General features: G+C 68.2%; 13 protein-coding genes, 1 tRNA gene and 1 pseudogene. 4 read left to right on the top strand and 11 right to left on the bottom strand.

What is annotated here, in order from left to right; genetic code table 11:
• Window positions 1-70: 70 nt before the first annotated feature.
• From LX83_RS23765 to LX83_RS23790, 6 genes are all read right to left on the bottom strand, one after another.
• Window positions 71-1,807, bottom strand: coding sequence for a glycoside hydrolase family 43 protein (locus LX83_RS23765; RefSeq protein ID WP_253775074.1), 1,737 nt, complete (start codon window positions 1,805-1,807; stop codon window positions 71-73).
• A 102-nt stretch (window positions 1,808-1,909) separates the two neighbouring features.
• Window positions 1,910-3,352: a glycoside hydrolase family 28 protein gene (locus LX83_RS23770; protein WP_253775076.1), complete on the bottom strand. Its 1,443-nt coding sequence runs from the start codon at window positions 3,350-3,352 to the stop codon at window positions 1,910-1,912.
• Between the two features lie 236 nt (window positions 3,353-3,588).
• Window positions 3,589-4,362, bottom strand: coding sequence for a putative hydro-lyase (locus tag LX83_RS23775; protein ID WP_253775078.1), 774 nt, complete (start codon window positions 4,360-4,362; stop codon window positions 3,589-3,591).
• Window positions 4,363-4,395: 33 nt separating this feature from the next.
• The gene (locus LX83_RS23780) at window positions 4,396-5,265 is read right to left on the bottom strand and encodes an alpha/beta fold hydrolase (protein WP_253775080.1); all 870 of its coding nucleotides are present in this window, start codon (window positions 5,263-5,265) and stop codon (window positions 4,396-4,398) included.
• Window positions 5,266-5,327: 62 nt separating this feature from the next.
• Entirely contained in the window at window positions 5,328-6,119 is a 792-nt protein-coding gene (locus LX83_RS23785) for an SDR family oxidoreductase (RefSeq protein ID WP_253775082.1), read from the bottom strand.
• 21 nt (window positions 6,120-6,140) lie between these two features.
• Complete coding sequence (locus tag LX83_RS23790) at window positions 6,141-7,490, bottom strand: M20/M25/M40 family metallo-hydrolase (protein ID WP_253775084.1); 1,350 nt, start codon at window positions 7,488-7,490, stop codon at window positions 6,141-6,143.
• A gap of 104 nt (window positions 7,491-7,594) precedes the next feature.
• Between LX83_RS23790 and LX83_RS23795 the strand changes: the two genes are divergently transcribed.
• From LX83_RS23795 to LX83_RS23810, 4 genes are all read left to right on the top strand, one after another.
• Window positions 7,595-7,678: transfer RNA gene (locus LX83_RS23795), tRNA-Leu, on the top strand.
• 133 nt (window positions 7,679-7,811) lie between these two features.
• The gene (locus LX83_RS23800; RefSeq protein ID WP_253775086.1) at window positions 7,812-8,306 is read left to right on the top strand and encodes a hypothetical protein; all 495 of its coding nucleotides are present in this window, start codon (window positions 7,812-7,814) and stop codon (window positions 8,304-8,306) included.
• Window positions 8,287-9,402 (top strand): tyrosine-type recombinase/integrase, encoded by a 1,116-nt coding sequence (locus LX83_RS23805; RefSeq protein WP_407649646.1) that lies wholly within the window; start codon window positions 8,287-8,289, stop codon window positions 9,400-9,402. The genes LX83_RS23800 and LX83_RS23805 overlap by 20 nt, the downstream gene beginning before the upstream one ends.
• Window positions 9,403-9,540: 138 nt before the next feature.
• On the top strand, window positions 9,541-10,644 hold the full coding sequence (locus tag LX83_RS23810) for a DUF2637 domain-containing protein (RefSeq protein WP_253775088.1): 1,104 nt from the start codon (window positions 9,541-9,543) through the stop codon (window positions 10,642-10,644).
• Between the two features lie 737 nt (window positions 10,645-11,381).
• Here the strand turns inward: LX83_RS23810 and LX83_RS23815 are convergent.
• From LX83_RS23815 to LX83_RS38780, 5 genes and pseudogenes are all read right to left on the bottom strand, one after another.
• A complete protein-coding gene (locus LX83_RS23815; RefSeq protein ID WP_253775090.1) occupies window positions 11,382-11,888 on the bottom strand; it encodes a hypothetical protein in 507 nt (168 codons plus the stop codon).
• 111 nt (window positions 11,889-11,999) lie between these two features.
• Window positions 12,000-12,491 (bottom strand): Hint domain-containing protein, encoded by a 492-nt coding sequence (locus tag LX83_RS23820; RefSeq protein ID WP_253775092.1) that lies wholly within the window; start codon window positions 12,489-12,491, stop codon window positions 12,000-12,002.
• Window positions 12,492-12,713: 222 nt separating this feature from the next.
• Entirely contained in the window at window positions 12,714-12,980 is a 267-nt protein-coding gene (locus tag LX83_RS23825) for a hypothetical protein (protein WP_253775094.1), read from the bottom strand.
• 56 nt (window positions 12,981-13,036) lie between these two features.
• A complete protein-coding gene (locus tag LX83_RS38775) occupies window positions 13,037-13,567 on the bottom strand; it encodes a polymorphic toxin-type HINT domain-containing protein (protein ID WP_407649649.1) in 531 nt (176 codons plus the stop codon).
• A 20-nt stretch (window positions 13,568-13,587) separates the two neighbouring features.
• Window positions 13,588-14,124, bottom strand: a pseudogene (locus tag LX83_RS38780) (RHS repeat-associated core domain-containing protein); the annotation flags it as partial.
• Window positions 14,125-14,177 lie beyond the last annotated feature (53 nt).

Raw genomic sequence — 14,177 nt, forward strand, 5'->3', positions numbered from 1 at the left:
CCGGCCCGCCCCAGCCGCCTCACCGCCGCGGCCACCTCACCGTCGCGGCCACCTCACCGTCACAGCCACCTCACCCCTGCGGGCCAACCCGGAACCAGTCGAACTCCGCCGCCCCGGTGGGCGCGGAGGTCGGCGGGGCCGTGGCGAACAGCCCCAGGGTCGCCCCGATCCACTTGCCGGCACTGGCCGTGAACGGCTGGCCGATCGGGGTGAACCCACGGCCGTCCAGCTCGGTGGAGAACTGGCAGACCGCGCCGGCCCGCACCGTCACCCGCAGCCGCACCGAGGCCTTGTCCCGTCCCAGGGGCACCGCGGTCGCGGTGTCGGTCTCGCTGCCACCCACCGCCGCGGTCCGGCACACCAGGACGAGCTGGTCGCCGTCGTGGCGCAGCCCCGCCCACGCGTAGCTCTCCCCCAGCACCACCAGACCGGCCCTGGCGCCGGTGGTGGCCGTGGCCAGGGTCAGTGCCGTTGTCGCGGTGAAGGTCTCGGCGGGCAGCCGCTGGCCCAGCACGTTGGGCAGCAGCCGCAGGTCCTCGGTGGCCGCGCTGGGCCGGCAGAACAGCGTCAGCCGGCCCGGCGACCGCCGCAGCGACCACCAGTCGGCGTTGGCGTTGGCCTGCCAGCTCCACTGCTCGCCCAGGCGCCGCGTGGTGAACTCGTCGGTGGTGGCCGGCGCGGTCACCGGCACCCGCCGGGCAACCCTCGGCTTGGCGTGCACCAGGACCGGGCTGCCCAGACCGGTGCCGTCGTCCACACCCATCACCGGCCAGCCGTCCGCGCGCCAGCGCATCGGCTGCAGGTGCACCACCCGGCCGTAGGCACCCCGGTCCTGGAAGTGCAGGAACCAGTCCTCGCCCCGGTCCGTGGCGACCCAGGCGCCCTGGTGCGGACCGTTGATCTCGGTGTCGCCCTGCGCCAACACCACGCGGTCCTCGTAGGGCCCCCAGATGGACCGGGACCGGAACGCCGACTGCCAGCCGTTGGTCACGCCCCCGGCCGGCGCGAAGATCCAGTACCACCCGTCGCGCTTGTACAGCTTGGGCCCTTCCAGCGTGGTGTAACCGGGCAGCTCGTCGCCGTTGACCACGATCCGGCCCTCGTCGAGCAGGCCGGTCCCGTCCGGGCTCATCCGGTGCAGGGTCAGCCGGTTGTTGATGCCGCTGCGGCTCTTGGCCCAGGCGTGCACCAGGTAGGCCTGGCCGTCGTCGTCCCACAGCGGGCACGGGTCGATCAGCCCCTTGCCCAGCTTCACCGGGTGCGGCCGGCTCCACGGCCCGCTCGGGTCCCTGGCGGTCACCACGAAGATGCCGTGGTCGGGGTCGGGGTAGAAGATCCAGAACCGGCCGTCGTGGTACCGCAGGGCGGGCGCCCACACCCCACCGCCGTGCTGCGGCTCGCTGAAGTGGTCCCTGGGCTCCAGTTCGGTCAGCGCGTGCCCGATGACGGTCCAGTTGACCAGGTCCACCGAGCGCAGGATCGGCAGCCCGGGGATCCGGTTGAACGTGGAGGCGGTGAGGTAGAAGTAGTCGCCCACGCGCACCGCGTCCGGGTCCGACCAGTCGGCGTTGAGCACCGGGTTGCGGTAACGGCCATCGCCCAGGTCCGCCACCCACGGCAGGTGGCGGCCGGCCGCGGCCAGCCCCTCGCCCCCGGTCACCGCCGCGCCCCCGGTCGCGTCGAGACCGGCCGGCTCCCCTGTCGGGGACGCTCCAGCCACGCCACCCTCCGTTCCGCCCACGATCAGCGATCCGGCCACCACACCCAGGCCGGCCCGCAACACGCGCCTGCGACTGTGCTCACTCACCTTCGGTTCTCCCACTCGACCGGTTCTCCCACTCGACGACAGGGGACGCGGCGGTGCCCAACCGGCACGGCCGCGGGACAGGGACCGATTCTCGCGCGGCGCTCAGGACGCGGTGTCCGGCAGCCGCTGGCCGTTCTCGAAGACCTCGCGCAGCACCAGGCCGGTGACGTGCTCCACGATGTCGGGCTGGCCGACCCGCTTGAAGTTCACCCTGGTCAGCCGCACGTCCTGGACCGGGTCGTCGGCGTAGCCGCGCAGCGACAGGGCGCGCTGGGCGGTGTCCACGGTCATGTCCCGCACGTCGATGCCGCGCACCAGCGGGTTGAAGCCGTGGCCCGGCCCCTCCTCGTAGTTGAAGTCGATCTCGATGGCGGAGCTGGCGACGGTGCCCACGGTGATGTCCCTGGCGTGGACGTTCTCGATGAACCCGCCCCGCACGGAGTTGGTCTTGAACCGCAGCGCGGTGTTCAGGTCCGGGCTGCTCAGGTGCAGGTCGCGGGCGAACACGTCGCGGACGCCGCCGGACATCTCGCTGCCGACGGTGACCCCGCCGTGGCCGGCGCGGAACTCGCAGTTCTCGATGAGGATGCGCTCGCTGGGCACGTTCACCCGCCGGCCGTCGGCGTTGCGCCCGGACTTGATGGCGATGCAGTCGTCGCCGGTGTCGAAGGTGCACCCGCGGATGACCACGTCCCGGCTGGACTCCGGGTCGCACCCGTCGTTGTTGGGGCCGTGGCTGCGCACCGTCACCCCGCGCACCAGCACGTTCTCCGAGAGCACCGGGTGGATCTCCCACATCGGCGAGTTGACCACGGTGATGCCCTCGATCAGCACGTTGCGGCACCGGTAGGGCTGGATGAAGTTGGGCCGCAGGTAGCCGCCCTCACCGAACACCCGCTGTTCGACCGGCACCCCCTGCTCGGCCATGGCCCGCAACCGGTCCCGGGCCTCGGTCTGCCTCGGCTGTCCCGGCTGCCAGCCGTACTTCGCGCTGCCGCACCACGGCCACCAGTGCGCGTTGTCCGACTGCGCGTCCACCGTGCCCCGGCCGGTGATGCCGATCTCGTGCTGGCCGTAGGCGTAGATCATCGGCGAGTAGTTGTGCAGTTCCGTGCCCTCGAACCGGGTCAGCACCACCGGGAGGTAGGCGCGCGGGTCGGTGACGAACGCGATCGTGGCGTCCTGGGTGATGTGCAGGTCGACCCCGCTGAGCAGGTGGATGGCGCCGGTGGCGAACCGCCCGGCCGGCACCACCACGTGGCCTCCGCCGCTGTGCGCGCACGCGCGGATGGCCGCTCGGAACGCCGCGGTGCAGTCGGTGGTCCCGTCGCCCACCGCACCGAAGTGGGTCACGTCGAAGTAGCGGTGGGCGAACCGGGGCGGCCGCACCCGCGCGGCGATGAGATCGGCCTGCTGCCAGGGATCGGTGGCCACCGGAGCGGCCCACGCGTCACCCGTGCTCACCAGCCCGCCGGCCGCCAGCACGCCACCGGTGAGCAACCCGGTGCGCCGCAGGAATTCCCGCCGTGAGGAGCCCGCTCCCATCGAACCTCCCGGTGGTGGATCGACTACCGCAGCTCACCTCGGCAACAACGTGGTAAGCGCTTTCCCGCGGAGTGTGTCAGCAGGTAACAACGTGGTCAAGAGCGGCGGTGTCCCGACCACCCGCCACCAGCCCCACCGGCCACCAAACCTCCCGGCAGTGGCCTCGCCCGCGCCGGCGAGATGGCCGACACCGGCCACGTCCACCCGCCCCGGCGAGACCACCGGCCAGCCGGCGCTCAGAGGGCGTAGGCGTGGTCCGGGACGTCGGTGACGAACATGTGTCCGGGCGCGTGGGTGATGGCGAACGGCAGCTTCGAGGCCATCAGGGCCGCCTGCGGGGTGACCCCGCACGCCCAGAACACCGGCACGTCACCCGGTTCGAAGCGCACGGCGTCCCCGAAATCCGGCGTGGCCACGTCGGCCACCCCCAGCGCGGCCGGGTCACCCACGTGGACCGGGGCACCGTGCACCGCCGGATACATCCCGGTCACCCGAACCGCCTTGGCCACCAGCCCGGCGGGAATCGGCCGCATTGACACCACCAGGTTGCCGGACAGCCGCCCCGCGGGCCGGCACGCCTGGTTGGTCAGGAACATCGGCACGTTCGAGCCCTGGTCCACGTGGCGCACGGGCACGCCGTGGTCGCGCAGCGCCGTCTCGAAGGTGAAGCTGCACCCGATCAGGAACGTCACCAGGTCCGCCCGCCAGTACGAGGTCACCTCGCCGACCTCGGCGACCCGCTCGCCGTTCTCCCACACCACGTAGCCGGGCAGATCGGTGCGCACGTCAGATCCCTCGGCCAGCTCCGAGGCGACCGCGCCGGCGTCGAGCACCTCCAGCACGGGGCATGGTTTGGGGTTGCGCTGGGCGAACAGCAGGAAGTCGTAGGCGTACTCCTGCGGCAGGCTCACCAGGTTCGCCTGCGCGTACCCCGGCGCGAGCCCGGCGGACGGCCTGCGCTCACCGTCCCGGAACCGTTCCCGCACCCGCCTCGGCCCGTCCTGTGCCATCGCCCTCTCCTCTGCCTGCCGCACTGCTCGCCGTCACGACCGGGCCAGCGCGGCAATGCACTCGGCCAGCTCGCCCGGGCGTTCCAGAGGCACCATATGGCCGGCGTTGGGCAGCACCAAGGCCTCTCCCGAACCCACCGCGCGGATCAACGCGTTCGCGTGCCAGGCAGGGCACAACCGGTCCTCATCGCCCACCACCGCCACCACGGGTCGCTCGCCCGCCACGGTCAGCGCCGCCTCCCGGTCGTAGCGGTCGAACGCCGGCCGGAACAGCGACACCGTCTCCGGCCAGTGCGACGACACCATCTCGGCCATCAGCGCCACGTCCTCCTGGCGGGGTTCGTCACCGAACAGCCACCACCGCAGTCCCGCCGTCTTGGCCGGCTCGATCCGCTCCCGCACCGCCCGGACCAGCGGGCCGAACGCCCGCTCCAACTCCCTGACCAGCTTGCCCACCGACTTCGGCCAGGCCAGTGCGGCCTCACCCGACCGCGCCGCGGCCGTGGCCACGAACACCGAGCCGGCCACCCGCTGCCGGAACAGCCGGGGCCGCCGCTCGGCGAAGGCCATCGCCGCCATGCCGCCCATGGCGTGGCCGACCACCACCACCGGCCCCGAGGGCACCGCGCGCTCGATGACCTGCCCCAGGTCGTCGCCCAACTGTTCGATGGTGGCCGTCTCCGGCGTGGCCGGCCCGGACTCGCCGTGGCCGCGGTGGTCGTAGGCCAGGACGCGCACGGGCGTGCCCACCGCGGCCGGCAGCGCGGTGCTCACCCGGTGCCAGCTGCGGTGGTCCAGCGCGTACCCGTGGGCGAGCACCACCGTGACGCTGGCACCGGGATCACCCGAGGCCACCAGGTTGAGTTCGGTGCCGTCGTCGAGTCGCAGCCGTTGCGCGCGCACGCCCCACTCCTCCCACCACCACTACCTACTCTTGAGTAGGTTTCTCGGGCGATGGGCGCCTGTCAAGCGTTGCGGCCGAGGACGACATCGGGCGGCAGCTGGCCGCCCGCCGGCCCGGGCACGCCGCGGAACCGGTAGGGCATGCCGTCGCTGCCCGGCTGCACGATCCACGCCTGCGCCGGCTCCCCCTCGGCCAACACCCGCTCCAGCGTCGCCGCCACCTCCTCGGGGGTGAGCAGCGGGAACTCCGCCTCGGTGAACTCCTCCCGCGCCGCGCCCAGCAGCAGCGTGTCCACAAAGCCCGGACACAGCGCGCACATCCGGATGCCCTCACCGGCCAGAGCAGCGCCCGCCGCCCGCACGTAGCCCACCACCGCGTGCTTGGTCATCGTGTACAGCGGATCGGAGGGCATCGCGGCCAGGCCGGCCAGTGACGCGGTCACCACCACGGTGCCCCCACCGGTCCGGCGCAACGCGGGAACCGCCGCACAGGTGCCGTAGACCACGTGGTCCACGTTGACCCCCACCAGCGTCCGGTAGCGGTCCACGTCCAACCGCTCGTCCACCCCGAGCTGACCGCCACCCACCCCGGCGTTGAGGTGCACCACGTCGAGCCGGCCCAGCTCGTCCTCGACCCGGGCCACCACGCCCGGCATCGTCGCGGGGTGCGCCACATCGCCGGTGAGCGCCAGGCCGTCCACCTCCCCCGCCACCCGCCGGGCCGCCTCCTCGACCAGATCCACCACGACGACCTTGGCCCCCAGATCCGCGAGCCGCCGCACCGACGCCTCACCGATCCCCGAGCCGCCACCGGTCACCAGGGCAACCTTGCCGGTCAGATCCACTGTGGACACACTTCCTCCTACCAGGAAAGGTCAGGAACTCCGCAGGAAACGGTCGAGCACACGGGTACCGAACCGCAACGCCTCCACCGGCACCCGCTCGTCAACCCCGTGGAACAGGGCCGTGAAGTCCAGATCCGCCGGCAACCTCAGCGGGGCGAACCCGAAGTTGCGAATCCCCAACTGCTGGAACGACTTGGCGTCCGTACCGCCGGACAGCATGTAGGGCAGCACCTTCGCACCCGGGTCCTCCGCCGTGATCGAGGCGGTCATCGCGTCAACCAGAGCGCCGTCGAAGGTGGTCTCCACCGGCGGCAGGCTCACCCACTCCCGCTCCACATCCGGTCCGAGGATCTCGGCCAGCTCCCGCTCGAACGCCTCCTGCCGCCCAGGCAGCACTCGGCAGTCCACTGTGGCCTCAGCCACGGACGGGATGACGTTGGTCTTGTAGCCCGCGGTGAGCATCGTCGGGTTGGCGGTGTCCCGCAGGGTCGCCCCCACCATCCGCGCCAGCCCGCCCAACTTGCCCACGGTGCCCTCGATGTCATCCTCGGGGAAGTCGACCCCGGTGATCTCCGTCACGCCGGCGAGGAACTCCCGGACCGAATCCGTCAGCACAATCGGAAAACGATGCTGACCGAGCCGGGTAACGGCGGCTGCGAGCTTGGTCACCGCGTTGTCGTGGTGCACCATCGATCCGTGCCCGGCGGTACCGCGCACCCGGAGCTTGAGCCAGGCGATGCCCTTCTCCGCGGTCTCCACCAGGTAGGCCCGCACATCGTCCTTGAGCGTGACCGAGAACCCCCCGACCTCGCTGATCGCCTCGGTCGCCCCCTCGAACAACTCGGGGCGGTTCTCCACCAGCCACTTGGCCCCCTGGAACCCGCCCGCCTCCTCGTCGGCCAGGAACGCGAAGATCAGGTCGCGGGGTGGCACGATCCCGTCCCGCTTCAGCCGGCGCGCCGCGGCCAGGCTCATGGCCACCATGTCCTTCATGTCGACCGCGCCCCGACCCCACACGTAGCCGTCCTGCACCGCCCCGGAAAAGGGGTGCACCGACCACTCAGCCGCGTCCGCCGGCACCACGTCCAGGTGGCCGTGCACGAGCAGCGCACCCCGACTGGGATCAGCACCGGCCAGCCGAGCCACCACATTGCCCCGACCGGGCGCGCCGGACTCCACGTAGGTGGTCTCATACCCCACCTCGGCGAGCTTCTCCGCCACGTACTCGGCCGCGGCCCGCTCCCCCTTCAAGGTGGCCGGGTCTCCGGTGTTGGTGGTGTCGATCCGGATCAACTCGCTCGCAAGGGTCACCACCTCGTCCTCGGCGACCCGCAGTCCTGCGGCGTGACGGTCGTTGCTCAGGTCCCTGTACTCACTCACGTGGCCTTCCTACCACTGCATACGCACCCAGGCCGGCCCGATTTGGTTCTTGGGAAGACGATCAGCTAAGGTATCCCCATCAGCGGCGAGGACATCGCCGCAGAGTCCGAGTGGCGGAATGGCAGACGCGCTAGCTTGAGGTGCTAGTCCCCGTTAAGGGGGTGGGGGTTCAAGTCCCCCCTCGGACACTTCTATGGGGGATACATCCCCCATATTTTCCCTCCATTCCTGTGGCGCTGGCCACGTTCTCCCAGAGGCTTCCCGTCGGGAAACCGTGCTGTTCGTGTCTCCGATTGGTCAAAAGATCGGAGGTTTACTGGGGTGAGCGTCTTCTCGGGCGACATCGTCGCACCGTTGCTCCTTCCCTCACGTGATCGGTCGCTGACGCCCACACCGCGACCGAAGACGGCCCGCGCGCTGCCGTTGACGGAACTGCCGGCACTGCCCCGCGGCCACTCGCTGCGCCACGCCGTCGCCGCCCTCGACACCCACGGCCGGTGCACCGACCAAACCCTCATCCAGTCCCTGGGCTGGGCCGCCGGCCAGGGCGTGGACATCAGCGCGGCGCACGGCGTGATCGTGGTCCGCGCCGACGACACCGGCCTTCACACCCTGGCCCGGCGCGGACACCTGCGGATCCCCGCCCCCATCCGGCACTGGTGCGACCTGGCAGCCGGGGACCGGCTCCTGCTGGCCGCGGTCCCCGACCAGCAACTGCTCGTCATCCACACGATGGCGGCGGTGGATGTGATGTTGGTGAACTACTACGCCTCCCTGACGGGAGGTGACACCAGCCGTGAGCACGCCACGTCCTGACCCCCGCCAGAACAGCGATCCGGGATCGGGGGACCCCGCCGGGCAGCCCGCCCAGCACCCCGCCCACGGCCAGGCGACCGGAGGCGAGGACCAAGGCAAACTCGAGGCGGCGCGGATGATGCTGGCCGGGCTCGGCCTGACCCCGACCGACCTGCTTCACCCCGCCACACCACGCCGCACGGCGCCCACGTTCGCCGAGTTCATCCCGATCGTCGAGCAGGCCGTCTCACCCGGCAGCCGACGCGTCTACGGCACCTACTGGAACAAGATCCTCCACGCGTGGGGTGAGCGGCGCCTGGACGAGATCAAACCCAGCGAGATCCAGGCCTTGTGCGGGCAGATCAAAGCCGGGGTCGTCGTGCGCGCCAACGCCCGCGGCGGCCGCGGCGCGGTCGAGCACACGATCGCGGCCTTGCGGTGCCTGTACCGGCACGCCGTGGCCGACGAACTCATCGACGCCGACAGGGATCCCTCGCGGAAGGTGGACAAGCCGCGCCGGTTGGCCTCCACCCGCCGTGCCCTGCCCGACGATCGGGTCGAGCAGATCCTGCGGACCGCCTCCACCACGGGCAACGACCCGGCGCTGGACGCGTTGATCCTGCGGCTGCACGTGGAGACGGCGTGCCGGCGGGGCGGGGCCCTGGCCCTGCGCCCGCAGGACCTGGACGCCGAGCAGTGTCTGGTGCGGTTGCGGGAGAAGGGCGAGACGACCCGGTGGCAGCCGGTCTCGCCCACGCTGATGGAGCACCTGCTCGCGCACGCCCAGCAGCGCGGTGACGGCGACCGGGCCGGGCAGTTGCTGCGGTACGCCTGGGGGGACCCGATCACCACGCGCCGCTACGACCACCTGTGGGCGCGGCTGGGCAGGGCGTTGCCGTGGGTGCGGACCCAGCAGATCAGCACGCACTGGCTGCGGCACACCACGTTGACCTGGGTGGAGCGCCAGTTCGGGTTCGCGGTGGCCAAGGCCTACGCCGGGCACACCGGCACCAGCGCCGGCGGCCCGACCGGCCTCTACGTCCGGGCCACCCTCGCCGAAGTCACCGCGGCACTGGCCGCACTCACCGGCGAACTACACCCACTCGCGCCCCGGTAGTGACCTACCGGCAGCGCCAGCGGGCGGCAGGCCGACCTCACTCATGCCGGCATGCCGCCCGCGGCTCTGCCGCCTGACCGTTTCCGTTCCGACTTTCTCCCTGTGGCGGTCCTGTCCGCCAGATCCGGAGTCCTTGTCGTGTTGTTTTTAGTTCTCACTGGCAGCATCGCGATCATCGTCTTGCTTGCCGTCCTCCTGGTCCCCCGGGCTCGCCGTGCTCGAATCAGCGGCACGCCCGCCCTCCCGGCGCCAGAAGCCATCACCGCCGGCCCTGCCGACGACAGCCCCACCACCGCGGCAGACTCGTGCCACGACGAGCCTGCCGAGGGGCCGGCAGCACCGGACGCATCCCAGCCTGCCGAGCAATCCATGCCGGCCGACACTGGCACCGCGCCCGCGGCCGATCAGGCTGTGCCGGCTCGATCCGCTCAGGACCTAGCCGGCAATGCCCTGCCGGTTTCTGCCGAACTCAGTGAGGGTGCCGGCACGCCGGCACCTCGTGGCACCGCACCTGTACCGGCACACGCGGGTGAGACGTTGCCGGCAGGTGTCCTGCCTGCCGGCGACACCACCGGCGACGCCGCAACCTTGCCGGGCCCGGTCACCGCGCCGGCAGGTGCCGGCCTGCCGCAGCCCGAGTGCCGGCATGATCACTCCGGCACGGCACAGAGTGCGGTGAGTGTGCCGTCGTTTCGAAAGATCCTCCGGGTTGCCGTGCTCGCGGTGCTGGTGGCGGCCGTGGTCGCGTCGTTGGTCAACTTCGAGCACGCCCGAGACGTGGCCGGCCGCAACGGCGAGGACTGGCGGCAATGGCTCTACCCCCTGGCCTCCGACGGGCTGATCCTGTCCGCCTCCCTGGTCATGCTGGTCCGCCGCCTTCTCAGCCTCTCCAGTGGAATACTGGCGTGGAACGCGTTCGGCGCCGGCATCGCCGCCTCCGCCGACACCAACGTCGCCCACGCCAACCACCAGGGCGGGGACGCCGTGGTGCTGGCCGAGCGGGTGGTGGTCTCCGCCTGGCCCACGCTGGCCTGCTGGTCGCCCACGAGATGCTCATGCAACTGGTCGCGCACTTCGCCGGCGAGAAGATCCGCCACGCCGCCGACACCACCACGACCGTTCCTGCCGTGCCGGCACCTCCCGCCCTTTCTGGCACGCCGGGACAGCACGCCCCCTACCCGAAACACCGCAACTGTGGTGTCTGTGGCCGTTGTGGTGTCAGGGCTCTCCTGGGCAGGGTGACCAGGCTCGGTTCTGATGGCTTCGAGTTGGATGCGACCCCACCGCTCGGACGCCACAGCCGACCGTCCGCCGACTCGTGCACGTCCGGGGCGTCACCGCGGCAATGGCCTCGGCGGCGGCCTTGGGCGCGGCCCGCGGCGAGGTGTTCAACATCGGCGGTGCTCGGCCGGTGCCCCTGCGGACGATGGCCTGAGGAAAGGCACGGCGCACTACCATGCCCGATGCGGGCGCGACACGCGCCCCGGAGTTGGTCAAGCGCGCGTCCAGCGCCCCGGAACCGAACCCGTCGACAGCCTGATCCACCACTCCGACCGAGGAGCGCGACATATCGATTCGCTATGCCGGGCGACTGCAGGAGGCAGGTGCGGAAAACACGGTCGGCACAACCGGCGACTCCTATGACAATTCCTTTACCGAATCCGTTATAGGACTACACAAAAGCGGAGTTGTTCGAAAGAAAGGGATTCAGAAGACAAACATTGAGTTGGAACTCGCTACACCGGATTGGACCGACTGGCGCAACCGCCGTCGACTGCGTAGTGCCATCGGAAACATCCCGCCCCTGAATATGAGACCTGCCACCACACCTAGAACGAGTCGGTTACGGTAGACGAGGCGCTATCAACGTAGCCTCTATGCGTCTCGGCGCGGCCAAAACCTCCCCACCACACCGGCATCAACAAAGTTCTGCCCCTGCAACAGCTAACACCCAAACCGATTGCTCATTTCCACAATAATTACTCTCGATATTGCGCGTAGGCATCCAGGAGCGCACGCGCCTTCTTCTTTTCTCTCATCAGAGCCTGATTATTCATCAGTTCCGGGTACTTACCAACAAGAACATCGATTACTTCTACAAGAATCCGCGATGAGTCCGACACAAAGTCACCAAACGGAATCCTTAGCGAGCACCCAAAGCCCTCAAAGTCGATCAGGACAGAATTTCCCTTCCTAACAAAATCCACCTCGACAACCCCCTCTGAAGCCGAATAGTGATATTTCTTCTCTTTCAGCAAGGTGCGAGCCGCCACACACAAGGAGTCAGCATAGTCAAGAACAGGACCCCTCCAGGAGATCTGCTGTACCCCGTACCCGAAATAAATTCGCGCCCAGAAGAGGTCGAAGGTGAGATCAAAAAGGTCAGCCTTCGCCATCTTTCCCACCCAACGACGATGCCCATCCCGCGCATCAGGACCCTCGATGTCAAGCACAAAATCGATCCACATGCCAGTCTTTCGCTTCACCGCTTCCTCCCTCGAACCGAAAAGGCCGTGCGAGCTCGACCATCTTTCACCACCGCCCGGACTGCTGTTACCCTTCGCCCTCTCGCATCCCTTCCCACAGGCTTGCCGAAATCATACTCGTAAATCCTTCCTGGACGCCTCAGTGTTCGGACGCCCCTTCCCCTTGGTAACCGTAGTGCGGATCAGGCCAGCCACTTCTCGCACATTCGCAGAACGGAACCGAGCCTTCCCGGGTGTTCGAGCGTTGGCTCCGTGCCCTGCTAACACGTGCTTCAAGTCGATTGGGCAACTGCTAGCGTTGTGGACGACAAACGGGGTGTCGTTAGTGACGACGATGTAGGTGTGGATCTGACTGACCGTGAGGTTGTAGACCAACTGACCGGCGATCTGCCCAAGATCACGGACCAGCCGGATCGAGGCAGTTCTCCCGCCGGGCAGGAGGACACGGTCGCCGATGCCGATGTTCTCGGCATCGGTCCAGCCTCTGCCGTCGATCCAAACAGGATGGTTAGCCCTAGCGGTGATCGGCTCGTCAGCACTTTCAACCCAGAGCTTGACCAGATGCTTGGTACCGAGGCCGCCGCCTAACTCCTCATCACCCAACTTGGCCTCACGCCCGACGACCTGCTGTGGGCGCCAGTCGACAGCCGACTACCTGCCCCACGTCATATCGACGCAGCCTGGCCCTGGCGTGTCTGGCGCACCTACGGCACCTACTGGACCCGCACCCTCACCGATCGCCGTATCCATGAGTTTTTCAAGGTCGAATGAATCGACACCTTAGCTAAATCAGGGAAAACAAGGATCAAACCTGAATATTTTCCATCAATCAGGATCTTCAGCGAAAGCCCACTCATCTGTTGGCGACTCTCGATACGCGTACCAGCCTTCCGGAATTGACAGAGCGCCTTTAAGCGTTGGGTCAAGCTCCAGCAAATGATTAATACCAACCAGCCGACCATCTTCAACCCTGGTTGAAACATCCGCCATAAATTGCCAATCCCCATCTCTATCGTGATAAACTCGCACAACGGGTGCACCCTCTAGAACATGATACGTTGTAAATGCGCCAACTTCTTCCCGTTCACTCACTTGTTACTCTTTCTCCCATTGCATCGCCCACACAGTGCCTGACCATTACATTCCAGCTAACCATAGCCGCCTTTAGACTTTGGCGTTTTGTCATCAATTGCAATCTCTCGGCAATTATGTTTTGACCCCTTAGTTGGACGCTTTGGTGTCACTAGCGTGACTTTACATTCCTCACATCTAGCACGACCGCCGTACTTCTCCTTATTTTTCGCGATAACCTCCTTCTTTCCCGCCTGTGTAAACTTAGACCCCGGTTTACGACCATGCAGACAATTCGCATTATGGACGACGATAGGGGTACCGCCAGTGACCACAGTGTAGGTGTGGAACCGGCTGACGGTGAGGTTGTAGACCAACTGACCGGCGATCTGCCCAAGATCACGGACCGGCCGGATCGAGGCAGTTCTCCCGCCGGGCAGGAGGACACGGTCGCCGATGCCGATGTTCTCGGCATCGGTCCAGCCTCTGCCGTCGATCCAGACGGGATGGTTAGCCGTAGCGGTGATCGGCTCGTCAGCACTTTCAACCCAGAGCTTGACCAGATGCTTGGTACCGAGGCCACGACGTTTCCCAGGCTCTTCAACCATCTCCAGCGGCCGTCGAGGTCACTGCAGTTGACCGGGTCGCCTGCGCAGTAGTCATACAGCGTGGCTCCGCCACCTGGCTCTGGATCGGGTTGCCAGAAGCGGCCAGTGCCAGGGTGGTACAGGCGCGCTCCCATGAGCAGCACGCCACCCAGTGCCTCTGCTGACCGTTGTTTGCCACCCAGCCAGCCGTATCGGGCGGTGGCCGCGGCGGGGGTGTCGGTGGAGGGGAGGCCGAACTCATCCGAGTCGAGCACGGTGACGGTGTCGATCTGCCCGCCGGTCACACCAACAGTGGCCACCACATCGCCGTGCAGGTTGGTCAACTGCAGGGTGATGTTTCCGGCCAACCCGGTGGTGACGGCGAGGTCACCTTCGGGCGAGGACACATTGCGGGTGATGTTGTTGTTCTGGGTGATGTCCTCGGCGATCCACCGGGGTTCGTCGGAGTCGTCGCCGTAGTGGTTGACCTTGGTGACCGCGTTGGCCCGCTGGTCGTTCACCAGCTTCTCGCTGACAAACGAGCGCTGCCGCAACGCCGGGTCCAGCGTCCACGTCATCCGTGCGTCCGCGGTCTGCTGGGACCGCACCAGGTCGTTGACGTAGAAGGCGT

Origin of the sequence: Goodfellowiella coeruleoviolacea (assembly GCF_024171785.1) — a bacterium.
GTDB lineage: Bacteria > Actinomycetota > Actinomycetes > Mycobacteriales > Pseudonocardiaceae > Goodfellowiella > Goodfellowiella coeruleoviolacea.